The following is a 24104-nucleotide window of genomic DNA, read 5'->3' as shown; positions in this document are numbered from 1 at the left end:
TTCAGTCGTTCTAGGCAATTACGCGAATTTACGTACTTCACCTTCGCCGTCTACGTTAGACACACAACGACCACAGATTTTCTCGTGACCTTCAATTGTGCCTACGTCTGGCGTGTGGTGCCAACAACGATCACACTTCTCGCCTTCAGCTGCTGCTACTTCAACAAATAAGCCTTCGATATCTGTGGCTTGTGCTGCATCCGTCTTCTCACCTAGAGGCTTAACTTTCGCCGCAGAGGTTAGTAGAACAAAGCGCAGTTCATCTTCAAGTTTGTTGATCTTCGCCGCTAGTGCGTCATCAGCAAATAGAGTCACTTCAGCTTGTAGTGCACCACCAATGGTTTTCTCTTTACGCGCATCTTCTAGAAGTTTGTTTACCGCACCACGAACCGCTTGGATCTCAGACCAGAATTCGTTGTTCAGCTCTTCACCTTCAGCAAGACCGAATAGACCGTCGAACCACTCACCAGTGAATACGAACTTGTCGCGTTGACCTGGCATTTCGTTCCAGATTTCATCTGCAGTGAACGACATGATTGGCGCCATCCAACGAACTAGCGCTTCTACGATGTAGTAAAGTGCAGTCTGACAGCTACGTTGAGCGTTGCCGCCACGTTTTGCTGTGTACTGACGGTCTTTAATTACGTCTAAGTAGAAAGAGCCCATTTCGATTGAACAGAATTGCATTAGACGCTGAGTTACACCGTGTGTGTTGTACTCTTCGTATGCTTTAACAATCTCTTCTTGTGCTGCTAGTGCACGACCAACTGCCCAGCGATCTAGCGCAACCATCTCTTCAACAGGAACGATGTCTGTTTCAGGGTTGAAGCCGCTCAGGTTAGCAAGGAAGAAACGCGCTGTGTTACGGATACGACGGTACGCATCTGCGCTGCGTTTTAGGATTTCATCAGAAACTGCAACTTCACCAGTGTAGTCAGTAGATGCAACCCATAGGCGAAGAATGTCAGCACCTAGCTTGTTGGTTACGTCTTTTGGCGCAACCACGTTACCGATAGATTTAGACATCTTACGACCCTGACCGTCAACCACGAAACCGTGTGTCAGTACTTGTTTGTAAGGTGCTTCGTCTTTCATCGCAATAGATGAAATTAAAGAAGATTGGAACCAACCGCGGTGTTGGTCAGAACCTTCTAGGTATAGGTCTGCACTGTTGCCGTTGTACTCTTCACGAGCATCAACAACAGAGAAGTGAGTGACACCTGAATCGAACCATACGTCTAGCGTATCTAGCACTTTTTCGTATTGGTCAGCGTCAGCACCTAGTAGTTCAGCGGCATCTACATCCCACCATGCTTGGATGCCTTTCTCTTCAACCAGCTTAGCGACTTTCTCGATCAGCTCTAGCGTGTTTGGATGAAGTTCTGCTGTTTCTTTATGAACAAACAGAGCAATTGGCACACCCCAAGTACGTTGACGAGAGATACACCACTCAGGGCGACCTTCGATCATGCCTTCGATACGGCTTTGACCCCACTCAGGCATCCACTCTACGTTCTTGATTGACTCTAGTGCTTTAGCACGTAGGCCAGCTTGGTCCATAGAAACGAACCATTGAGGTGTAGCACGGAAGATGATTGGAGTCTTATGACGCCAACAGTGTGGGTAGCTGTGCTCGTAAGCGTGGTGGTGTAGTAGTGCACCTTTTTCTTTTAGTACTTCTACTACTGCATCGTTCGCTTTAAATACGTGCTGACCAGCAAATAGCTCTGTATCTGGTAGGTAAACACCGTTTGAGCCAACTGGGTTTGCTACTTCTAGGTTGTACTTGTTACCAACCGCGAAGTCTTCTTGACCGTGACCAGGAGCAGTGTGAACAACACCAGTACCTGAATCAGTCGTAACGTGATCACCAAGGATCGCCGGTACAGTGAAATCGTAGAATGGGTGTTGGAATTGAGAGAGCTCTAGATCCGCACCTTTAGCAAAGCCAAGATTGTGGAAGTGCTCGATACCAGCACGGTCCATTACGTCTTTCGCCAGCTCAGCAGCAACGATGATACGCTCAGCGTTGTCGCCTTCTGTTTGGATAAGCACGTACTCTAGATCATCACGTAGACATACTGCGCGGTTTGCAGGCAGTGTCCAAGGTGTTGTTGTCCAGATAACGATAGATACGTCACCGTGACCTTCATGACCTTCTGTCAGTTCAAATTTAGATAGCAGTGCCGCTTCGTCAGCCGCTTTAAAACGAACGTCGATAGATGGCGATACTTTATCTTTGTATTCTACTTCCGCTTCAGCAAGAGCAGAACCACAGTCTGTACACCAGTGAACAGGTTTGAAACCTTTTAGAAGGTGACCATTGCTTGCAATCTTACCAAGAGCACGAATAATGTTCGCTTCAGTTGCGAAATCCATAGTGCGGTATGGCTTGTCCCACTCACCCATGATGCCAAGACGTTTGAAGCTCTCTTTCTGACCTTCAACCTGACCTGCTGCGTATTCACGACATTTCTCGCGGAATTCCGCTGCTGTCACTTTTTGGCCTGGCTTACCTACTTTCTTCTCTACCATTAATTCGATTGGTAGACCGTGGCAGTCCCAGCCTGGGATGTAAGGTGCGTCAAAACCTGAAAGTGTTTTGGATTTAATAATAATGTCTTTAAGAATCTTGTTTAGTGCGTGACCAATATGAATGTCACCATTTGCGTAAGGAGGGCCATCGTGCAATACGAATGACTTTTTGCCTTTCTTAGCTTTACGGATTTCACCGTAAAGATCTTCTTTGTACCAACGCTTAAGCATTTCTGGCTCACGATTGGCCAGGTTGCCGCGCATTGGAAACCCTGTTTCAGGTAAGTTCAGGGTATCTTTATACTCACTCATCGATTCTTAATTCCGTTATATTGGGCGAAAATTAGACATTATGTTGAACGGTGGAATAAACCGCTCAACGCTTAAGCTGACGCAGCCACACCCTTGCTGCTTCAGCATCCAATTCAATTTGTTGTTTAAGTGCTTCAAACGACTCAAACTTTTGCTCATCTCGAAGTTTATGCAAAAGTTCCACTTCTAGTTGCTTGCCATATAAATTGGCATGAAAGTCGAATAAGTGCACTTCTAACTGTTGGCGAACACCATTGACGGTTGGTCTTTGACCAATATTAGCAACACCACCAACTGGCTTATTTCCTAAGCCAAGCGCTTGAACAACATAGACTCCGGAAACCGGAGAAACACAGCGTTTCAAAGGAATATTTGCAGTAGGGAACCCAATGGTTCGACCTAGCTTTCTTCCATGAGAAACACGACCGCTGATGCTGTAGTTTCTTCCCAGCATCTGTTGCGCGGAATGCAAATCGTCACGCGCCAGCGCTTGACGGATAGCCGTACTGCTGACACGTAATTGTTGTAAACAAAAGCTCTGGGTACTTACGACATCAAAGCCGTATTTTTCCCCTGCTTCCTGCAGCATTGCAAAGTTACCTGTACGGCCTTTGCCAAAGCAGAAATCATCACCAACGACAAGAAACTTAACACCCAAACGCTCGACCAACAAGTCACGGATAAACTCTTCCGCGGTTAAATTTGCAAAATGGCGATTGAAATTGACACACAGTAAGCGGTCAATATCGAGCTTACTCAATTGCACGAACTTATCGCGTAATCGAGTCAACCTTGCAGGTGCCTTGTCTTTGGCAAACAACTCCATCGGCTGAGGTTCAAAGGTCATCACAACAGAAGGCAAGGATAGCCTGTCCGCTTGCTCAGACACTTGCTGCAATACTTGTTGATGGCCTTTATGGACACCATCGAAATTGCCAATAGTCAGCACACAACCATGATGTCGCGGGTTGATATTGTGAATGCCTCTAATCAGTTCCATTGGATACTGCTTTCTGCCTCTGTTTTACTTTACACTGTGTGAAACTGACGGATTATATACTAATCACCCTCAGTCTGTCCCAGCTTTTAGGTCTTTTAAACGCGCACCAGTTAAAAATAGAACCACTAGGTAAACTACGGCTCCTAAACCGATCAACATCCCTAGCACCGCGCTTCGGTGAGCAAAGCTCCAGCCGAGCCATACTGACATATCTTCCAGTTGCCATAAGATTGCCGCCACCATCGCCGCGCCAGCAATAGCTAAACGTATAATAAAGAAGACGGTTCGCTTAGTGATTTGGTATACCTCTGCGATGTGCAGGCCACGATACAGCAGTGCCATATTCACAAATGCCGATAGTGCCGTCGCGATAGCCAAGCCAACGTAGCCATAGAAGTACGCAAAAATTGCATTAAATACCATGTTGGTCACCATCGCAATGATGCCGTATTTCACTGGCGTTTTAGTGTCTTGACGCGAGTAATAACCCGGAGCGAGCACTTTAATCAGCATAAAGTTCAACAAGCCTGAAGCGTAAGCAAAGAGTGACAATGATGCTTGATGTACGTCTTGTGGCGAAAACTCACCTCGCATGAATAACACCATCAACATAGGTTTTGCCAGTACCATCAAACCAAGCATTGCAGGAAGGCCAAGTAAGATCACCATGCGCACCCCCCAGTCCATGGTTTGTGCGAATCCTTCATTTTGTGCGTCAACATGTTTGCGTGATAATGCTGGTAAAATCACCGTTGCAATAGCAATACCAAACAGACCTAACGGGAATTCCAACAAGCGATCTGAATAGTACAACCAACTGATCGAACCGGTTTGCAGAAAGCTGGCAATAAAAGTATCAAACAACAAGTTGATTTGGCTTACCGACACACCGAACAAAGCAGGAATCATTAAGGTTCGGATCTTCACCACGCCCGGATCGCGCCAGCCCCATTTCGGCTTAACCATAACCCCCGCTTTAATAAGGAAAGGGATTTGAAATAAGAACTGAACCAAACCACCAAGGAAAACACCGATGGCAAGACCAATCTCTGGCTGTGGCATCTGCGGCGAGATAAACCATGCTGCCAAAATGATCATCACATTGAGGAAGACAGGAGTAAACGAAGAAACCGCAAACTTACCTAGTGTATTGAGAATGGCTCCCGATAGGGCAACAAAAGTGATGAACCATAAATAAGGAAAGGTAATCTTGAGCATCACGCTAGCAAGTTCGAACTTCTCAGCCGCGGGACCACCATGCATCCAGTCTAGGAACCAACCAAAACCAAACAGTGCAGTCACCACTCCGGAACCTAGAACACCTAAGATGGTAACAATTGAGACTATCACCCCTAATGTACCCGCCGCACGAGCAATGAGCTCCCGAGTTTTATTCATGTCGCCTTGAGCATGGCTTTCCGTTAAAACAGGTACAAACGCTTGGGAAAAAGCACCTTCAGCAAACAAACGTCGTAAAAAATTAGGAATTTTATTGGCGAAGAAAAAGACGTCTGCGCTTGCTCCTGCCCCCATTAAATTTGCCACTACAACATCACGAACTAGGCCAAGAACGCGGGAAATAAATGTCATAGCACTGACGATCATGCCAGACTTGAGTAGTCGTTTACTCACTGTAACCTCGGAATATCACCATAAGACAGCTAACCCTATACTGTTTCTCTGACAGGTGCTGTAAATAGACGTCAAAAATCTATCCGCGGGTTGTAAGGAATAAGTGTGCCTTTCGCGGATAATTATTAGCATTGGTATAAAAATGCTGTTAGAATCCCCGCCATCTTAACCGCGATAACCTCTCTTACCAAAATTTGTTTTGGCTTAGATCGGTTTTTGCACAAATCATTTGACATTTAAGCGCAAATGAGGGATATTCCTCGCCCTTAAATTGTCACAGAACTAAGTTTTTGGGAGTTAGACCCTTGGCAAATAGTAAATCTGCTAAGAAGCGCGCTATCCAAGCTGAGAAACGTCGTCAGCACAATGCTAGCCGTCGCTCAATGATGCGTACTTACATGAAGAAAACTGTTGCTGCTATCGAAGCAGGCGACAAAGAAGCTGCAACTGCTGCATTCGCTGTAGTTACACCTATCCTAGACCGCATGGCAACTAAAGGCCTTATTCACAAGAATAAAGCAGCTCGCCATAAGTCTCGTTTCGCTGCACAAATCAAAGCTCTTTAATAGAGTCCTGATTTTACAGTGAAGAAAAAACCGACCTTGTGTCGGTTTTTTTATATCTACAAAATTTTCTTAATAAAAAAAGCTGGCAATGCCAGCTTTTCTTTTTCTGAATGTCCCATTTAAAGACATCAGCTTATTCATTACCCATATAACGCTCAAACTAGAAAGCACTAATAAAACACTTGAGAACAAAGCAAATTGGTCGATGAGTAGTACCCTATCATCAAAAGTTTAACGCCACTCTCAAATATTCCAACAAGTTAGATTCACACTCTAAGATGAGCAGTATATTAGGACTATTTAATTAATGTTGAGCACTCTCAGCACAATAAAGACTATGCAGTGTTTTTATTAACGCTTTCACTTCATCACTCTTTAATGTGTAGTACACCGTTTGTGCTTCTTTCCTTGTCGTGACTAACTCATCACGGCGAAGCCAAGCAAGATGCTGAGATAATGCCGACTGGCTTAGCTCTAACTTTGCACACAGCTCTCCCACGGACAGCTCTTGGTTATGCAGCATACAAAGGATTTGTAGGCGTCTCTCGTTTGCCATCGCTTTGAGCAACACGACGGCTTTTGCGGAGTTCTGCTCCATTTCTTGTAGATTCATGTGTTGGACCTCTAGCTACAACTTACTTATTCCAACCCTGGCCAGCTTGTTGTGTTGCACTGATTTATATATCTAAGAAAATCAAGATACACTTCCAGAGTCTTCATTATTAGAACCTCTAATTTAGTTGTTAGTGATACACCAATATTATCCACCAAGGATTTTAATTGGTGCGCCATCAATAATTAATAGTTTTGCTCACTAAAACAAGTATCTTGCTTACTTAGATATTATTTAGAATTATATTTTTATTGATAGTAATCTATTTATTTACGCAACGATACGGGTTTACTCAAACATTTGACTGAAATCAGCATCACAAACATTTTTTACCGCGGGGTGTTGGATCATTCGTTCCGCAAAAATCACGTAGTACTCTTCTTTTAGCCCATCGACATGGCCAATTAGCTGTAAATTTCGGTCGTCTTCAATCTCCGACATGTATACGGTCGGTGCCAAGAAAATCACATCATCGTGGTACCGAGCAAAAGCTTTCATCAACGCAACATCATCAAACTCCCCCAGCACATTGGGTTGAAGGCCTTGACGATCAAACCATTGAATAACTTTACGCCCCATAGCCGTTCGGCTCGCGGGAATCAGAAGTTTTTTTTGTTCCAAGATCTCAGGGAATCGCACATTTTCAATTTCAGAAGAAGCAAAAAAGCTCATGCTACTTTCACCCAACTTTTTGCTATAAAGGCCAGGACTTTGAGTAGAATCAACGGGACAATCCGAAAGGATCATATCTAGCTTGTGCTGAGAAAGGCGTTCAAGTAGCAGTTCGTGGGTCGATTCATAACAGCGTAAATGAATACTGTTATCTTCCGGGACGGTCGTCATCAGTACTTTACTGACCAAGCGTTTAGATAATGCATCGGCTACACCAACTTCAAATAGAATGTTCGAGTGCTGGCTGTAATTGACGATATCTAACATCTCATAGCTCAAACCGAACATCCGGTCGGCGTACTTAAACACAAGCTGACCTAACTCAGTGGGCTCAACTGTACGACCATTGCGCTTGGTTAACTTTCCTTTCATGCGCTCTTCAAGCGCTTTAATCTGTCCTGTCACGGTTTGCGGTGTCAGGAAGAGCGCGTCAGCCGCCTTAGTTACAGAGCCCTGTTTGCACACCATCCAGAAATAATAGAGATGGTTGTAGTTTAGATGTGACATGATCGAGTCCCGAAAAGAAAGTGATACTTTTTATACCAAATGTGACAGAGACAAACAATAAACTCGACAAAACCATACAATACCTTACAAAAGTATAAGTTTTACCGAAAGTATAAAGTCAACACTGTCATAAAAGTTGAACTGAGGCGCATTTTCTCTACAAAAAAAACGCAAAAATCAAATAAAACGAAATCAAAATTTAACCATTAAAATCAATAGGTTAAAAATTAATTTTCTTCCTCTTTTACGCCATTATCAAAAAGAACAATAAAAATCTCTCACAGCAAGAAATCTGTAATATTACTGAAATATTTATTCTCTAACATCGCCCGCAGATTCAACTACAGACCGAAAAATGAACTGAAAGGTCAACGGAGAAAATTATGATGAACCAAGCTACTTCAACAGTGGCACCAATTTCGAGCACAGCTCGTTGGTTACGCTGGGCTAACTTGGCATTCATGTTATATCTGCTTCTTCTAGCAGTATCTATGGTTGGTAGTGGCTTTAAATGGGCAACTGGCGATCAAGCTAAGGTGCTATTTGAATTTGCCGCACACCCAGTTGCAGGTCTAATGATCGGCTTGGTGGCAACAGCCTTAATTCAGTCTTCAAGTACTGTAACGTCTATTATTGTAGGCTTGGTTGCAGGTGGCTTACCTGTAGAAACCGCTATCCCTATGGTGATGGGTGCTAACATTGGTACCACAGTGACCAATACGCTTGTGTCTCTTGGCCACGTGCGCTGTAAAGAAGAGTTCAAACGTGCATTTGCAAGTGCAACCATTCATGACTTCTTCAACTTGCTTGCTGTCGCTATTTTCCTTCCGTTGGAAATGATGTTCGGCATTTTAGAGAAAGTTTCTCACTGGCTTGTTTCTCCACTGCTTGCTACTGGTGATATGAGCATTAAAGGCTTCAACTTTATTAAACCAATTACAAAGCCAGTCGTAGGCGCAATTAAAGAGCCACTTTCTACCTTCGGTGATACTGTTGGCGGCGTCATGCTTATTGCTTTGGGTATTGCGACTATCTTCGTTGCAATCACAGTGATGGGTAAATTAATGAAGAGCCTAATGGTTGGTCGTGCACGTGAAATTTTGAAAAACGCCATCGGTCGTGGTCCTATTCACGGCATCGTATCAGGCTCAATCGTGACCGTTCTAGTACAATCTTCCTCAACCACGACAAGTTTAATGGTTCCGTTGGTTGGTACTGGCGTGTTGAAAGTACGAGATATCTACCCTTTCACTCTGGGTGCTAACATTGGTACTTGTATTACGGCACTACTAGCAGCGACAGCGGTATCTGGAGAGTTCGCAGTATTCGCACTTCAAATCGCTCTAGTCCACTTAGTATTTAACATCATGGCGACGCTGTTTATCTTTGGAATTCCATTCCTACGTGAGATTCCGGTTAAAGGCGCTGAGATGATTTCTGAAATGGCTATTAAGAATAAAGCAGTTGTTGGTGGTTACCTAATGTCAGTATTCGTTATTCTACCAGGTGCAATTCTAGCCCTAACAACGTAACAACAACGACATACCATCGCTTATTGTTTAGGCTCCACATCGTGGAGCCTTTTTTATGATAATTAAACTGTTCAAATCGATTGTCCGGTGATAATTTGAGCCACATCAGCATGATTATGCTGAGCTATCTCATTTGGAGTCGACAACATGACGCAGCTTAATGACGCTATTTCTGATCAGCTACTCGCAATAGACGAAAACCTAACCCAACTGGTTGCTGATATTGATATCCTCAGTAGCGTGAATCCTCTTAATTATGCTCAAGAAAGAGAACGTTTCATTAAAAACAAATATTCTCAAGAGCCTAGTTTTCAATATTCAATTACTAACGTAGATACCCACAGCGCAAAGCGACGTCTATATGAGCTACCTCTAGAAAACATTCAAGACACCCAATTGCAGAGGCTGTACGCGGATGTAATTCAGTCTTATGCTGATAAACTAGATCAAGTGAATACCATAGGTACGCAAGAGTTTCTTTATAACTCCTTACGCTATTATGGGGAACCGAGCGCCAAAGATATTGCCAACGCCCATTTCATATTGCACCTTCCTACAGAAGAAGAAAAAGAACCTCAGCACGATAGCCGTGCAATAGCACGTTTCATGCAAAATTTTGCTCAACGCAATGGGTATGAATGTGAAATACAGGTGTTGGACGGGATGTTAGCAAGCGCACTAGTTTCAGGATCTCGAGTCAAAATTAACCACGCGGCGTACATCACCACTGATGAGCTGGAGGCTCTTGCACATCATGAAATGGGAGTACATCTCCTAACTACGCTTAACGGTCGTCAACAACCGCTAAAAGTCCTGAGCTTAGGTTGTCCTGCCAATACCAACACTCAAGAAGGGCTGGCTATATTATGTGAGTATCTGTCAGGACATTTCAGTATCAAGCGCCTAAGAACCTTAGCCTTACGAGTTCTGGCAGTAGAGTCGATGATCAAGGATCGCGATTTCCGCCATACGTTCATGCTATTAAAAGAACAGTATAAAGCTTCTGATCTTCAAGCATTTACAACGACTGCCCGAGTCTATCGAGGTGGAGGTTTAACGAAGGATTACTTGTATCTTAGAGGATTCCGAGAGGTGCTCAATGCCTATGATAGATTGGGCGATGACTTTTCACTATTGTTGTGCGGGAAAACAGAGCTGAAGTACTTTGAGCTTATCCGTTCATTAGTGAGTAAAGAAATATTCACTCAACCTAAGTTTATTAGCCCGGCACTGTCCACACCGATGCAGACCAACCCAATTCACCGTTATATTGTCAGTGCACTAAAATAATACCTTCTAAGTACAAAAAAGAAAAAAGCTCCATTCGGAGCTTTTTCTATATCTTGAAGAACGATACTCGTTACACTGAGAATGGGTAACGAATAGGATCGTGATGCTCGTACCCTTCAACCCAAAAGTCATCCAGTGTGACCCATGTTTCCAAATCTTCTAGAGATTTAATCTCTGGGTTGATATGGAACGTCGGCGCTTTTAATGGCTCACGCTTCAACTGAACATCGCGCATAAGTTCAAGCTGGTCTTCATAAATGTGAGCATTCACAATCTTATGAAATGCCTGACCAGGTTTCTTGCCCGTAATTTGCGCCATAATCGCCAAGAACACGTAAACTTGAACCATATTGAAGTTTAAGCCAAGCGGTACATCACACGAACGCTGAGTACTATTCAGGTAAAGCGTATCATCCAGCAATGAAAAATGGTGACTGTACATACAAGGACGCAAGCACCCCATGTGGAACTCACCCGGGTTGTAGAAGTTCAAGATTTCACCGCGATCATCAACACCACGCGTTAAGTCATCCACTATCTTACGTAGCTGGTCAACATGACCACCATCAGGTTTCGCCCAGGCGCGCCCTTGAACCCCATAGACACGGCCCATGTCGTCTTCACCTTTACGGTATGGGTTATTCAACCAGGCATCATTTAGGTTGGCATTGGCATCCCAGGTTTTCGTGCCCAGCTTACGAAAATCTTCCGCATTATCGTAACCACGAATATACCCTAATAGCTCTGCAACGGCCGCTTTCCAAAAACTTTTACGTGTGGTGACCAACGGAAATTGATTGTTCGCAACATCGTAGGTTAAATCCGCGTTGATTACGGTCAGGCAGCGCTTGCCTGTACGCTCATTTTCAACCCAAACACCTTGGTCAACGATGCGTTGACACAAATCTAAATACTGTTTCACACCAATACCTTACTTCGTCTTTTGTGGTAATTCGTCTTTGTAATGACCACGTTTGTATGCCCAAACCATCATGAGGACACCGATAACCACCATTGGCAGGGATAAAATCTGTCCCATGGAAATAAAGCCACCGAATAAACCCAAATGAGCGTCTGGTTCGCGCACGTACTCAACTAAGAAGCGGAATGTACCATATCCAGCTAAAAATAGCCCTGAAACAGAACCTAGAGGACGAGGTTTCTTGATGAACCAATTCAAGATGAAGAAAAGGACGATACCTTCAAGCGCCATTTCATAAAGCTGCGATGGATGACGTGGCAGTGGACCGCCATTTGGGAAAACGATCGCCCAAGGCACATCCGTTACTCGGCCCCACAACTCGCTGTTCATGAAGTTACCTAAACGCCCCATACCCAAACCAAATGGCACAAGCGGCGCGATAAAGTCTGCAACACCGAAGAAAGTTCGCCCGTTTTTGTGTGCATACCAGAACATCGCAGTAATCACACCCAGTAAGCCGCCGTGGAAAGACATACCACCGGTCCACACTTTAAATAGATACAAAGGGTCAGCCAGGAAGAGCTCAAAATTGTAGAAAAGCACGTAGCCTACACGGCCACCAATCACCACGCCAAGGAAGCCTGCGAACAACAAATCAGAAACCTGCTCTCGTGTCCAACCACTTCCAGGCTTATCTGCACGTCGGTTCGCTAACCATAGAGCAAACATAAAGCCTACAAGGTACATCAAACCGTACCAACGAACCGAAACAGGACCAATAGAGATTAAAACCGGATCAATATTGGGAAATTCAATATATCCCTGAGACATAAATCATTCTCTTCTTATCACAACAAAATAAATATACCCAAGTAACCTCTAGATGCTTGGTTCAGCGAGAATGACTTGGGTACAAACTTAGAGCAGCATGGTCGCTGCAACAAACATTAAGAACACCGCGAATATCTTTTTTAATACCGCAGTTGGAAGGTTAGTTGCCAGCTTCGCACCCACTTTTGTTGTGAGCATCGAGGCCATAGCAATAGCTAATAAAGCAGGAAGATAAACATAGCCAATACTGTATGAAGGTAAGCCTTCCACTTTATAGCCATGTAAGATGAAGCCGATCATACCAGAAATAGCAATCACGCAACCACAAACGGAGGATGAACCCACCGCTTTACGCATCTCTATCCCGTGTTTATTTAGAAATGGTACCGACAGTGAGCCACCACCAATACCAGCAAGGCTTGATACGACACCAATTCCCGTGCCGTAAACTACAGTCACAGGGCTGCTCGGCATAGGTTTACTGCTCGTAACTTTAATGGAACGAAACATTTGTACTGACAGGCAAAGAACAATGACACCAAACACTTTCGGCAAATAGTGTGTAGGGATCCACTCAGCAATATTGGCACCAACAAAGCCACCAATGACCACACCAGGCATCAACCATTTTACGACAAACATATCGACATTGCCGAGCTTAAGGTGATTCATCGCCGATGAGCCAGACGTGACAATAATACTCGCTAACGAAGTGGCTAAGGCCATGTGCATACTCATTTCTGGAGAGATCCCAGCAAGAGGAAGCAAATACAACAAGGCAGGAACAACAATCAAACCACCACCGATACCGAGTAACCCCGCCATCACACCCACAAAAGCGCCTAGCGCCAACAATAACAAAAATAAAGAGACGGTCACGATTTCCTACTTTTTACCTGCACGGATAAAGCCCGCAAAACCCTGTTGGATGAAGAAGTCATGCATCATTTGATGAATGTCCTCCCCGTAGGACTTTGTCATTGCTTGCTCCGCTAATTTTTCTAATTCTTCTTGTTGGCTATGACGAATCAAATATTTCACCTTAGCCACGTTGGAGGTGTTCATACTCAAACTGGTATACCCTAACCCAAGTAAGAGAAGAGCGCCAAATGGGTCGCCAGCTAACTCACCACAAATACACACTGGCACCCGATACTTATCGCACACGTCATGGATTTGCTTAAGCGCTAACAGTACCGCAGGATGCATAGATTCATAGACATCCGCGACGCGCGAATTGTTCCTATCTACCGCTAATAAATACTGAGTTAAATCGTTTGTCCCGACAGAAACAAAATCAACACGGTGAGCGATCGTTGGCAACAGATACACCATCGATGGTACTTCAATCATGACCCCAATTTGTGGGAATTGAATTCTATCATCAAGCAAAACGGCTTCGCTGTGAGCTTGATTAATCAAGCTAATGGCATCGTCTAGCTCTTTTACCCCTGACACCATTGGCAATAAGATACTTAAGTTTCCGCTTTCTGCACTCGCTCTTAACATTGCACGCAGCTGGATCAAGAAAATGTCTGGATGATCCAATGTAAAACGAATGCCACGCCAGCCTAGAAACGGATTATCTTCTTCGATGGGCAAATACGGCAAAGGTTTGTCACCACCAATATCCAAAGTACGCATCACTACTCGTTGATTCGGATAGCTGTTAAGTATTGCTTGGTATTGATGATACTGTTCATCTTCCGAAGGAAAGTGATGCTGAAGTAAAAATGCAATCTCAGTTCGGTACAACCCAACACCATCAACACCTGTGTTGATGGCAATATTACTGTCTGCACTGAGTCCCGCATTCAGCATAATTTCGATATGGTGATTATCTTGCGTAACCGCAGGGAGTGCGAGGTCCTTGTTTACCATGGCAAACAGTTCAGACTCTTCGCTTACTAAGCTGCGATACTCTCGCAACAACTGGCGGTTTGGCTCTAAGAAGATCTCACCCGTATAGCCGTCGACTATCCCGAGTTTGCCATTCACCACATCCGGATTAATGTTGGCGCCCATGACTGCAGGGACCCCAAGAGCTCGAGATAAAATGGCAGCGTGAGAGTTTGCGCCTCCCTCTAATGATACGACGGCTAACAAAAACTCTTTAGGTACAGAAGCGAGCAAGGTGGCAGTGAGTTCGTTCGCCACCAAAATAATGGGACGATCAATTGCAGAATTTTCTTGCTCACTGTTGTGCAGAAAATAGAGCAGCCTTTGCCCTAACTCTCGGATATCTTGCGCTCTTTCACGCATGTATACATCCGACATTCTTGCAAATCGATTCGAGTATGACTCTACAACTTGGCGTAACGCCCAGTCTGCCCTGTCTCCTTTTTCAATCTGCTTCTTCAAATCACCGCGAAGCATCGGATCATTCAGTAAGTGAGTAAACAGATCGAAGATCGCCAGCGCATCTTTGTTGATTTCACTGTCCAGTTTTTTCCGCATGCGGCGAAAGTCATTTAACGCTCGCTCTATGGCCACCAGTAGTGTCTCGTGCTCGCGTTCCTTATCTAACGTGGACGAAGGGAAAATATCCGATAAACTCGGCTGGGTATTGTCGAACCAAAACTCTCCAATCGCGACACCAGTAGACGCAGGCAAACCTTTTAATACCGTGGGTTTAGATGCTAACTGCCAATGCCCAAGATTCTGCGCATGTGCAATGAGCACCGCTAACTGAGCGGATAAGGTAACAAGAAACGATTCTTCCATTTCACTAAACAAGCGCGGCGTTTTTTGTTGGATCACCAACACACCTAAAACTTGTTTACGATGAATGATTGGAGTAGCTAAAAAAGAGTGGTAAATCTGTTCGCCGAGTTGAGGAAAGAATTTGAACTCGGGGTGTTTTGAGGCTTCGGCAAGGTTAAGGGGTTCAGCGCTTCGTTTTACCAACCCAACCAAGCCTTCATTGAAGTTGATATGAATACTATCACCTTCAAAAATAAGGCCTTGAGTTGCCATTAACTCAAGGCGCTGCATTTCTTCATTAGCAAGATAGATAGTACAGCACTCAGTACTAAGGGCAGCACAAGTCTCTTTCACCAATATATCGAGTGCCAGATGCACATCATCGACCCTGGAGACTTTCTCAACTATTTCCCTTAGCTGACTGAGCATGATTATCCTCTACGTTGCTTTTTTCTTTTCCCTTTCGCTTTTCTCTCTCGAAAAGGCATGGCTAAGGATGCAAATTCTTTCATCGCTCGTCGATAAACATCTCGCTTGAAAGAAACAACTTGCCTAACTGGATACCAGTAACTTACCCAGCGCCAACCATCAAATTCAGGGGATTTTCCGCGTTGCATATTAATGCGAGACTCATCGCATTCTAATCTCAGCAGAAACCATTTCTGTTTTTGGCCGATACAAACAGGCTTGGAGTCCCAACGCACCAATCGCTTTGGTAGCTTATATCTTAACCAATGACGACTTGTTGCAATGATCTTAACGTCTTTTTTCGTTAAACCGACTTCTTCGTATAACTCCCTGAACATGGCTTGTTCAGGGGTTTCACCTTCGTCAATCCCACCTTGTGGAAATTGCCATGAGTGTTGCCCGTATCGTTTAGCCCAGAAGACCTGACCATGGTTATTACATATCACAATACCAACATTAAGTCGGTAACCATCGCCATCTATCACTGGCTAACCTCTATGAATAAATTTTTTATTACCGTGATTTTTCCACATATCCCCATTACTAGCAAACTTACTGATGTGATATGAGCAAGATTTATTACCTTTTCAGCATTTTTGGATATCTTTTAATCAAACCATACCTTATCAACACAAGAGTGAGACATTGCCCACATTTATTCACCTTTTCTGTGAATAACTTTGTGAAGAATTCAATTCAAATGAGTAATTCAGTTCAATCCCATCAAATGAAAAACAAATGAATAAACAAAAAAACAAACATAAAGCATTGATAAAAAAGTATTTATTTTTAAAAATAACGATAATTCGATCTTCAATTTCTTGATGATCTTTTCACCAAACTCAGATCGGTCAAAGATCCACCAACAGGCTATTTATCCACACTTACCTGCTATTCGTTTAGATGATTACAACAAAATCAACCCCAAAAATGCATTTTAACCCCTGTTTATTCATACAGACCTCGTCAGGATCTTATCAATACCTCCTCCACCTGTGGATAAGTTATGAATTGATCGTTCTTACACCGCCTCGGTGAAATCTTAAACAGTAGATTTGGTCGGAGTTTGATAAACTATATTTTTTGTAATACCACCTTGTAACTATGAAACCAGAACCACAAACAGAAGCAGAGCTATTGGAACGAGCGCATGATATGGCAGGACTCAGTTTTGCTGAGTTGGCCGCCGAGGCGAATATGATTGTTCCTGAAAACTTAAAACGTGATAAAGGTTGGGTGGGTCAATTACTCGAATGGCACTTGGGCGCTCCAGCTGGCAGTAAACCTCAACAAGATTTCGCAAAACTAGGGATCGAGTTGAAAAGTATTCCGATCAGTTACTCTGGCAAACCTTTAGAAACAACCTTTGTTTCTGTGGCCCCCCTCACTGGTGTTCATGGTCTTACATGGGAAACAAGTCATGTTCGAAACAAGCTATCTCGTGTGCTTTGGGTACCCGTAGAAGGAGAACGAGAAATCCCACTCGCTGAAAGACGTGTGGGCAGTCCACTCATTTGGTCACCAGATGAAGAAGAAGAACGGATTTTGCGAAATGACTGGGAAGAGTTAATGGAGATGATCGTCTTGGGAAGATTTGATCAAATTTCCGCCAGACACGGAGAAGCGCTGCATCTTCGCCCTAAAGCCGCAAATGCAAAAGCGCTCACCGAAGCATATAACTCAAATGGTAAGCCGATGAAAACTCTGCCCCGAGGCTTTTACCTTAGAACACAGTTTACTGAACAGATCTTACTCAAGCACTACATTAACACTCAACCAGAATAAAACTATATCAGCTATTTAGTGCGTCACGAGCGATAACTCAATATCGCAGTACGAGGCTGCCTCTTCAGTGCCACATTCGTCATACGCATTACGCAGCCTTAAATACGCTTTATCGACCCCTAGCCTCAATAATTCTTCTTTTACTAAGTCTAGAGAGCCAAAATGTATCGGGTCTTCACCGTCTTTAATCGGCTCAAGTTGATGCTTGTACTCCACAGCTAAAAGATAGTCAGAGACATCAGAACACCCAATCACAAATACTTTGGGAGTTTTATAAGTATCTTTATGTGGACCATGTAGCCACATGTCCAATTGATGCTTCTGCATAACATACCTCCTTCACACGATTATTTAAGTGTAGTTAGGCTAACTGTAGCTTTCGAGTTTGCTCTCCCTTTATACGTAAATCATTTGCGATTGCGGCTAAAAATCCCCTATATTGGAGTCACTTATTTAGTCGGTAACTCTTCAAGGACGTGATATGCAATACACAAAACTACCGCACTCATCACTTGAGATCAGTAAAATCTGCCTCGGCACTATGACGTTTGGCGAGCAAAACACAGAAAAGGACGCCTTTGAACAGCTCGACTTTGCCCTCGATCATGGGGTGAACTTCATCGATACCGCAGAGATGTACCCTGTACCGCCAAACTCGGAAACACAAGGGCTCACCGAGCAATACATCGGTAATTGGTTAGCAAAAAGCGGCAAAAGAGAGAAAGTAGTACTGGCAACAAAAGTGGCAGGCCCTCGCAATGTTCCTCACATTAGAGACAACATGAGCCTTAATCGTCGCCACATCCATACAGCAATTGATGACAGCCTTAATCGTCTACAAACCGATTATGTCGATTTGTACCAACTACATTGGCCGCAGCGTCAAACCAACTGCTTTGGTCAACTCAACTACCCATACCCTGACAAACAAGAAGAAGTCACGTTAATTGAAACGTTGGAAGCGCTTACTGAATTAGTGAATGCAGGTAAAGTGCGCTATATCGGCGTATCCAACGAGACGCCGTGGGGTGTGATGTCGCTATTGCGTTTGGCAGAAAAACACGATTTGCCAAGAATTGTCTCCATTCAAAACCCATATAACTTATTGAACCGCAGCTTCGAAGTTGGCTTGTCTGAAATCAGCCATTACGAAGGCGTTCAGTTACTTGCCTACTCTCCTTTGGCATTTGGCTGCTTGAGTGGTAAATACCTAAACGGGGCAAAACCTGAAGGCGCTCGATGCACTAAGTGGGAGCGTTTTGCGCGCTACTTCACTCCGCAAGGTGTTAAAGCGACCGAAGCTTACGTCAATTTAGCTCAAGAGCATGGTCTAAACCCTGCACAAATGGCGCTCGCGTTTGTCAATCAGCGTCCATTTGTTGCTTCTAACATTATCGGAGCAACAAACCTAGACCAATTAAAAGCCAATATCGACAGTATTGATTTGCAACTTAGCGACGAACTACTTACTGAAATTCAAGCAATAGGTACAACTTACTCGAATCCTTGCCCTTAACAGTACCACCTTCAAACGAAAACAGCTGATCTTCAAGATCAGCTGTTTATCCAATGAAGTCATACTTCATATAAAAAGTTAAGCGTGTTGAATGACTCGTTAGCAACTCAGTCAGCCCAACACGCTAACGATTACGTCATTATTCGCGACGTTAAGACTCGACGAAGGTGACGAACTCGACGTTCAACTTTTACTGCATCCGGAACATTGGCACGTGTAGAACGACCATCGCGATCTAAACCAATATCTCTCAATAGATGAACATTCGTCCATGGAATATCATGAGCAGTTCGGCGTATGGTGCGCTGCCATTGCTTTTCTTCGCGTTTAAGGTCTGCTTTCAATAGCAAAGTGGCCAATTGTAGGTAAATAGAGTGACGCATAATATTTTCTCCGATTATCGATGTATTCGACTGGGAAAAATAGTGCGTAAAATGAACAGAAATATTCTGTTGATACTAAGCCGCTACTTTTCCGCAGCCTAGTAATAAATATGATAGGTTACGGATTAATTTTTATCTTGTGAGCCAGTGGTATTGGTATCATCCGATTTAAGGGTTATCGGAGCGATAGGCATACGATCAGCGCAAGCAGTGGTGTTAACAACGTAATGTTTCATCTTGCGCCTCCTAGCTAAAAATTAATCCGTTTATGAAAGGTATAACTCATTGAGTGACGGTTAAATTGTAAGCTTTGATGGATATATATCAAACATTTTTTGCCTTTTTGATTAAAAACAAATCAATACACCGCAATTTAGTTTCATATACTTTTACGTATAACATATTCACCTGAGGAATATATAAATTTGCGGATTTTATAAATCAAACTAAACAAAAATAAAAAGAGCGGCTCTGTGGCCACTCTCTTTTATTGTATTTATTCGCCTATTTAACACAGGGAAAGGCCAACTACATGGCTTGTTCGGAAATCAAGTTATGTTTATTAAGTAGTCGATACATGGTTGCACGCGAAACTCCGAGCTCTTTCGCCGCATTTGAAACTTGACCAGAATGAGATTCCAAAACAACCAGCAACGCATCACGTTCACTCTTCTCTCGGATTGATTTCAAGCTGCGCTTTGAGTCATTACGTTGAGGTAAATCTAAGTGATGCTCTTCAATCATTACGCTGTCGGACATTAATACCGCTCGCTTCACTTGGTTCATCAGCTCACGCACATTTCCAGGCCAGAAATAACGTGTCAGTGCCTTGAATGCATCCTCAGAAAAGCTTTTTGCTTGCGAGTTGTACTCTTTTGAGAACTCTTGTAAGTAGAAACGAGCCAGCAATGCGATGTCACTCGCACGTTCTTTCAAGCTAGGGACATTGATGCGCAAAACGTTGATGTAATGGTAAAGCTCTTCATTGAAGTCACCGTCAATCAAAGCTTTTTCAACATCTGACGAGTTAGCAGCAAGAATACGCACGTTAACCGCTTTTACGCCATCTTTGGTATCAATGGTGCCTTCTTGCAAGAATCTCAGCAGATTCATTTGCTGCTCTTTTGAAATGGTAAGAATGTCGTTAAACAACACGGTGCCGCCATCTGCTTGTTCAAGCAGGCATGCTTCCATATCTTCATCGGCGTTAATACCAAATACTTCAGCTTGGAAACGTTGTTCATTGAGTGCGCGACAGTTAATTGCCATAAACGGTTTATGAGAGCGTGAAGAGACTTTATGGATGGCCCTAGCAACCGCCTCTTTACCAGTCCCACTTTCCCCAGAAATCAGAATGCTGACGTCTGTTGGACCGATGCGCTTCACTTGATCGCGTAAACGTTTCATCGGGATAGATTCACCGATCAGACCCATATCTAAACTGCTACCAAAACTAGGCCAAACTTTTTTCTCCAACTTAAGCATGCCAAGCTGGTGACCTATTGTGCTTAATAACTGTGCATCTGGGATCGGCGCTGTAAAAAAATCGATACAAAAGTTAACAATGAACTGGCATATGGTGTCAGTGCCAAGCTGAGATTCACGAATAAACGCTAACCAACGTACGTGTTTGTGAGAGCTGACTAAGTTCGCCAAACCATTCAAGCTGAACTCGTCATGGCTGAGATCAACAATACCGATACATGGACCAATATCTTCTAACAGCGTATTAGCTTTGCGTAAGTCACCTACTTGGTGACACTTCCAGCCCACTTGCTCCAGTACCGATAACCAAGGCTCATAAGTACCGCCAACTACCACAAGCGATCCCGGGATGGAATCCATCTTAAACTGCCCAGCCATTCTCTAACCCTTTTTCATTGTTAATAGAAATTTTGTGCCACAAACTTATCTTTGCGAGCGGGTAACATTATCGAGACTCCGCCCCCTCACGTCTGTCTCAGTATTAAGACTATGCAATAGATTGAGATTTGGCGAATGTTTATTTGCATATCCCATTAAAAGGCAAATGCAACAACTTGAATCAGCTTAACTAAAAGGCAAAAAAAAACCACCCGAAGGTGGTTTTTTACTCATCCTATCGAATTACGCTTGCGGGCGCATTGCAGGGAATAAGATCACGTCACGGATAGTGTGCGTGTTAGTCAGTAGCATAACCAAACGGTCGATACCGATACCTTGGCCTGCTGTTGGCGGTAGGCCGTGCTCTAGAGCAGTGATGTAGTCTGCATCGTAGAACATTGCTTCGTCGTCACCAGACTCTTTCGCTTCAACCTGTGCTTTAAAGCGTGCATCTTGGTCTTCAGCATCGTTAAGCTCTGAGAAACCGTTCGCTACTTCACGGCCACCGATAAAGAATTCAAAGCGGTCTGTAAAGAACGGGTTGTCATCGCTACGACGAGCTAGTGGAGAGATATCTGCTGGGTAGCCAGTGATGAACGTAGGCTGCATTAGCTTAGGTTCTGCTGTTTCACCAAAGATCTCTTCAAGAAGCTGACCACATGTCCAGAAAGGTTCTACTTCAACGTGAACAGATTTCGCGATAGAAACCATTAGATCACGGTTTTGTAGGTCTTCTTCTGTTAGCGCTTGGATTTGCGCGTGGTCTGGGTTGTAGTGCTTGATTGCTTCGAACATGCTCATACGAGTGTAAGTACCACCAAACTCAACCGTTTCATCACCGTAAGGCATTGACGTTGAACCTAGAACTTCTTGCGCCACTGAGCTTAGTAGTTCTTCAGTTAGGTCCATCAGATCTTTGTAGTCTGCGTACGCCATGTAGAATTCCATCATTGTGAATTCTGGGTTGTGACGTGGAGAAAGGCCTTCGTTACGGAAGTTACGGTTGATTTCGAATACGCGATCAAAACCACCAACAACTAGACGCTTCAGGTATAGCTCTGGCGCGATACGTAGGTACATTGGCATGTCTAGTGCGTTGTGATGCGTGATGAATGGACGCGCACTCGCACCGCCAGGGATAACGTGCATCATTGGCGTTTCAACTTCCATGAACTGCTTAGAGATCATGAAGTTGCGGATTGCAGACATTACTTTAGAACGTACTACAAACGCTTGACGAGAGTCTTCGTTAACGATCAGGTCAACGTAACGTTGGCGGTAACGCATCTCTTGGTCAGTTAGACCGTGGAACTTCTCTGGAAGTGGACGTAGTGCTTTGGTTAGCAACTCGTACTCTTCCATGTTCACGTATAGGTCACCTTTACCAGACTTATGAAGTGCACCTTTAACACCGATGATGTCACCGATATCTAGACCTTGGTATTTTTCTTTAAGTACTTTTTGAACCGCTTTGTCAGCGTAAGCTTGGATACGGCCAGAAGTTTCTTGAATTACCAAGAATGGACCACGTTTAGCCATGATACGGCCAGCGATTGCTACTACGTGGTTAAGCTCTTCTAGCTCTTCCTTCGTCTTTTCACCGAACTCTTTCTGAAGGTCGCCCGCTAGTGCGTCACGACGGAAGTCGTTTGGATGGCCGTTCGCTTTGCAGCTCTTTCGGATTGCATCCAGTTTAGCGCGGCGTTCAGCAATCAGCTTATTTTCTTCTAGTACAGTTTCGTTTTGAACAGCATCAGTCATTTTCGATGTATCCTGTTTTTGTCGGTGAAAAGCTTTATAGACCTGATTTCAGGCTAGCTTCAATAAATTTGTCCAGATCGCCATCAAGAACCGCTTGAGTATTACGGTTTTCAATGCCCGTACGGAGGTCCTTAATACGTGAGTCATCCAATACGTAAGAACGGATCTGGCTACCCCAGCCAATGTCAGACTTAGCGTCTTCATTAGCTTGTTTTTCCGCATTTTGCTTTTGCAATTCAAGCTCAAATAGCTTCGCTCGAAGCTGTTTCATTGCCTGATCTTTGTTCTTATGTTGAGAACGGTCATTCTGACACTGAACCACTGTGTTCGTAGGTACGTGCGTAATACGTACCGCAGATTCTGTGGTGTTTACGTGCTGACCACCTGCGCCTGACGCACGGTAAACGTCAATGCGTAGGTCGGAAGGATTAATGTCGATGTCGATGTTTTCATCAATCTCTGGATAGATGAACGCAGAAGCAAATGACGTATGGCGACGACCGCCTGAATCGAACGGAGATTTACGAACAAGACGATGAACGCCCGTTTCTGTACGTAACCAACCGTACGCATACTCACCAGAGATGCGAACTGTTGCCGACTTAAGACCCGCGACTTCACCTTCAGAGACTTCAATCACTTCAGCTTTGAAGCCCTTCGCTTCTGCCCAACGTAGGTACATACGCAGCAGCATGTTAGTCCAGTCTTGTGCTTCTGTACCACCAGAACCAGCTTGCAAATCGATGTAACAATCAGAGCTATCGTGGTCGCCAGAGAACATACGACGGAATTCAAGCTTTTCTAGCTTCTCTTCCAACTCAGCAAGTTCTGGTTCAATTTCGTCAAATGTTTCTTGATCTTCTTCTTCTACAGCCAGCTCAAGAAGACCTTCTACATCTTCCACACCTTGCTCTAGTTGATCAATGGTTTCAACAACCGCTTCTAGTGATGCACGCTCTTTACCCAGTGCTTGCGCACGCTCAGGTTCGTTCCATACATCTGGTTGTTCAAGTTCTGCGTTGACTTCTTCTAGACGCTCTTTCTTCGCGTCATAGTCAAAGATACCCCCTCAGGACATTTGTGCGCTGAGACACGTCCTGCAGACGGTTTTTAATTGGATTGATTTCAAACATGTTTACTCAACATTTTAGAATAGAATTTAACCGAGAAATTCTACTGAAAAATGTGACCGAGATACAGGAAAATTTCGGAT

20 protein-coding genes are annotated in these 24104 nt (G+C 44.0%); 5 read left to right on the top strand and 15 right to left on the bottom strand.

Going from position 1 to position 24104, the window contains the following annotated elements:
- Positions 1–18: 18 nt before the first annotated feature.
- The 3 genes from ileS to murJ all read right to left on the bottom strand — a co-directional run bounded on the left by ileS (position 19) and on the right by murJ (position 5479).
- Positions 19–2847, bottom strand: coding sequence for an isoleucine--tRNA ligase (ileS, locus tag R7035_RS07280; protein WP_017821497.1), 2829 nt, complete (start codon positions 2845–2847; stop codon positions 19–21).
- Positions 2848–2911: 64 nt separating this feature from the next.
- The gene (gene ribF, locus R7035_RS07275; RefSeq protein ID WP_017636167.1) at positions 2912–3847 is read right to left on the bottom strand and encodes a bifunctional riboflavin kinase/FAD synthetase; all 936 of its coding nucleotides are present in this window, start codon (positions 3845–3847) and stop codon (positions 2912–2914) included.
- Between the two features lie 69 nt (positions 3848–3916).
- On the bottom strand, positions 3917–5479 hold the full coding sequence (murJ, locus tag R7035_RS07270; RefSeq protein ID WP_025998736.1) for a murein biosynthesis integral membrane protein MurJ: 1563 nt from the start codon (positions 5477–5479) through the stop codon (positions 3917–3919).
- A gap of 305 nt (positions 5480–5784) precedes the next feature.
- On the opposite strand from murJ, the gene rpsT reads away from it, so the two are divergent.
- A complete protein-coding gene (gene rpsT / locus R7035_RS07265) occupies positions 5785–6045 on the top strand; it encodes a 30S ribosomal protein S20 (RefSeq protein ID WP_005381938.1) in 261 nt (86 codons plus the stop codon).
- Positions 6046–6349: 304 nt separating this feature from the next.
- Here the strand turns inward: rpsT and R7035_RS07260 are convergent, their stop codons facing one another.
- The gene (locus R7035_RS07260) at positions 6350–6658 is read right to left on the bottom strand and encodes an ArsR/SmtB family transcription factor (RefSeq protein WP_005381940.1); all 309 of its coding nucleotides are present in this window, start codon (positions 6656–6658) and stop codon (positions 6350–6352) included.
- Between the two features lie 288 nt (positions 6659–6946).
- On the bottom strand, positions 6947–7837 hold the full coding sequence (gene nhaR / locus R7035_RS07255; protein ID WP_005381942.1) for a transcriptional activator NhaR: 891 nt from the start codon (positions 7835–7837) through the stop codon (positions 6947–6949).
- 386 nt (positions 7838–8223) lie between these two features.
- On the opposite strand from nhaR, the gene R7035_RS07250 reads away from it, so the two are divergent.
- Both R7035_RS07250 and R7035_RS07245 read left to right on the top strand, forming a co-directional pair.
- A complete protein-coding gene (locus tag R7035_RS07250) occupies positions 8224–9369 on the top strand; it encodes a Na/Pi symporter (RefSeq protein WP_025768431.1) in 1146 nt (381 codons plus the stop codon).
- Between the two features lie 147 nt (positions 9370–9516).
- On the top strand, positions 9517–10659 hold the full coding sequence (locus R7035_RS07245; RefSeq protein ID WP_262651894.1) for a flavohemoglobin expression-modulating QEGLA motif protein: 1143 nt from the start codon (positions 9517–9519) through the stop codon (positions 10657–10659).
- 70 nt (positions 10660–10729) lie between these two features.
- Here the strand turns inward: R7035_RS07245 and R7035_RS07240 are convergent, their stop codons facing one another.
- From R7035_RS07240 to rppH, 5 genes are all read right to left on the bottom strand, one after another.
- Positions 10730–11581: a thymidylate synthase gene (locus R7035_RS07240; protein ID WP_005381947.1), complete on the bottom strand. Its 852-nt coding sequence runs from the start codon at positions 11579–11581 to the stop codon at positions 10730–10732.
- Positions 11582–11590: 9 nt separating this feature from the next.
- A complete protein-coding gene (gene lgt / locus R7035_RS07235; protein ID WP_005381948.1) occupies positions 11591–12412 on the bottom strand; it encodes a prolipoprotein diacylglyceryl transferase in 822 nt (273 codons plus the stop codon).
- A gap of 87 nt (positions 12413–12499) precedes the next feature.
- Positions 12500–13291, bottom strand: coding sequence for a sulfite exporter TauE/SafE family protein (locus R7035_RS07230; RefSeq protein WP_005385965.1), 792 nt, complete (start codon positions 13289–13291; stop codon positions 12500–12502).
- A gap of 6 nt (positions 13292–13297) precedes the next feature.
- Positions 13298–15544 carry a phosphoenolpyruvate--protein phosphotransferase gene (ptsP, locus tag R7035_RS07225; protein ID WP_186584460.1) on the bottom strand — a complete coding sequence of 749 codons (2247 nt, stop codon included), beginning with the start codon at positions 15542–15544 and terminating at the stop codon, positions 13298–13300.
- Positions 15545–15546: 2 nt separating this feature from the next.
- Positions 15547–16068: an RNA pyrophosphohydrolase gene (gene rppH, locus R7035_RS07220; RefSeq protein ID WP_005381953.1), complete on the bottom strand. Its 522-nt coding sequence runs from the start codon at positions 16066–16068 to the stop codon at positions 15547–15549.
- A gap of 619 nt (positions 16069–16687) precedes the next feature.
- On the opposite strand from rppH, the gene mutH reads away from it, so the two are divergent.
- Positions 16688–17368, top strand: a complete 681-nt coding sequence (gene mutH / locus R7035_RS07215) for a DNA mismatch repair endonuclease MutH (protein WP_017821501.1) — start codon at positions 16688–16690, stop codon at positions 17366–17368.
- Positions 17369–17383: 15 nt separating this feature from the next.
- On the opposite strand, the gene R7035_RS07210 is transcribed toward mutH, so the two are convergent.
- On the bottom strand, positions 17384–17695 hold the full coding sequence (locus tag R7035_RS07210) for a DUF6482 family protein (RefSeq protein WP_005381772.1): 312 nt from the start codon (positions 17693–17695) through the stop codon (positions 17384–17386).
- 154 nt (positions 17696–17849) lie between these two features.
- Between R7035_RS07210 and R7035_RS07205 the strand changes: the two genes are divergently transcribed.
- On the top strand, positions 17850–18884 hold the full coding sequence (locus tag R7035_RS07205) for an NADP(H)-dependent aldo-keto reductase (RefSeq protein WP_005381774.1): 1035 nt from the start codon (positions 17850–17852) through the stop codon (positions 18882–18884).
- Positions 18885–19015: 131 nt separating this feature from the next.
- On the opposite strand, the gene R7035_RS07200 is transcribed toward R7035_RS07205, so the two are convergent.
- From R7035_RS07200 to prfB, 4 genes are all read right to left on the bottom strand, one after another.
- A complete protein-coding gene (locus tag R7035_RS07200; RefSeq protein WP_005381776.1) occupies positions 19016–19267 on the bottom strand; it encodes a hypothetical protein in 252 nt (83 codons plus the stop codon).
- A gap of 528 nt (positions 19268–19795) precedes the next feature.
- Positions 19796–21130 (bottom strand): cyclic-di-GMP-binding transcriptional regulator VpsR, encoded by a 1335-nt coding sequence (gene vpsR, locus R7035_RS07195; RefSeq protein WP_017635067.1) that lies wholly within the window; start codon positions 21128–21130, stop codon positions 19796–19798.
- Between the two features lie 243 nt (positions 21131–21373).
- Positions 21374–22891: a lysine--tRNA ligase gene (lysS, locus tag R7035_RS07190; protein ID WP_005382861.1), complete on the bottom strand. Its 1518-nt coding sequence runs from the start codon at positions 22889–22891 to the stop codon at positions 21374–21376.
- Positions 22892–22925: 34 nt separating this feature from the next.
- Positions 22926–24024, bottom strand: a protein-coding gene (gene prfB, locus R7035_RS07185) for a peptide chain release factor 2 (RefSeq protein ID WP_100068604.1) whose coding sequence is annotated in 2 segments (ribosomal slippage) — positions 22926–23948 and positions 23950–24024 — 1098 coding nt in all. Because the reading frame shifts where the segments join, the coding sequence is not laid out codon by codon here.
- Positions 24025–24104: the final 80 nt, after the last annotated feature.

Origin of the sequence: Vibrio sp. 1731, assembly GCF_033339955.1 — a bacterium.
Lineage (GTDB): Bacteria > Pseudomonadota > Gammaproteobacteria > Enterobacterales > Vibrionaceae > Vibrio > Vibrio alginolyticus.
The sequence above is the reverse complement of the archived record's forward strand: the minus strand, read 5'-3'. Positions and strand labels throughout refer to the sequence as shown.

What these genes read in the sequence shown, in the direction of transcription:
- nhaR (WP_005381942.1), bottom strand. Translation starts at nt 7,837, where the DNA reads ATGTCACATCTAAACTACAACCATCTCTATTATTTCTGGATGGTGTGC.
- mutH (WP_017821501.1), top strand. Translation starts at nt 16,688, where the DNA reads ATGAAACCAGAACCACAAACAGAAGCAGAGCTATTGGAACGAGCGCAT.
- lysS (WP_005382861.1), bottom strand. Translation starts at nt 22,891, where the DNA reads ATGACTGATGCTGTTCAAAACGAAACTGTACTAGAAGAAAATAAGCTG.
- R7035_RS07245 (WP_262651894.1), top strand. Translation starts at nt 9,517, where the DNA reads ATGACGCAGCTTAATGACGCTATTTCTGATCAGCTACTCGCAATAGAC.
- lgt (WP_005381948.1), bottom strand. Translation starts at nt 12,412, where the DNA reads ATGTCTCAGGGATATATTGAATTTCCCAATATTGATCCGGTTTTAATC.
- ptsP (WP_186584460.1), bottom strand. Translation starts at nt 15,544, where the DNA reads ATGCTCAGTCAGCTAAGGGAAATAGTTGAGAAAGTCTCCAGGGTCGAT.
- R7035_RS07260 (WP_005381940.1), bottom strand. Translation starts at nt 6,658, where the DNA reads ATGAATCTACAAGAAATGGAGCAGAACTCCGCAAAAGCCGTCGTGTTG.
- R7035_RS07200 (WP_005381776.1), bottom strand. Translation starts at nt 19,267, where the DNA reads ATGCGTCACTCTATTTACCTACAATTGGCCACTTTGCTATTGAAAGCA.
- ileS (WP_017821497.1), bottom strand. Translation starts at nt 2,847, where the DNA reads ATGAGTGAGTATAAAGATACCCTGAACTTACCTGAAACAGGGTTTCCA.
- ribF (WP_017636167.1), bottom strand. Translation starts at nt 3,847, where the DNA reads ATGGAACTGATTAGAGGCATTCACAATATCAACCCGCGACATCATGGT.
- vpsR (WP_017635067.1), bottom strand. Translation starts at nt 21,130, where the DNA reads ATGGCTGGGCAGTTTAAGATGGATTCCATCCCGGGATCGCTTGTGGTA.
- R7035_RS07205 (WP_005381774.1), top strand. Translation starts at nt 17,850, where the DNA reads ATGCAATACACAAAACTACCGCACTCATCACTTGAGATCAGTAAAATC.
- R7035_RS07250 (WP_025768431.1), top strand. Translation starts at nt 8,224, where the DNA reads ATGAACCAAGCTACTTCAACAGTGGCACCAATTTCGAGCACAGCTCGT.
- R7035_RS07210 (WP_005381772.1), bottom strand. Translation starts at nt 17,695, where the DNA reads ATGCAGAAGCATCAATTGGACATGTGGCTACATGGTCCACATAAAGAT.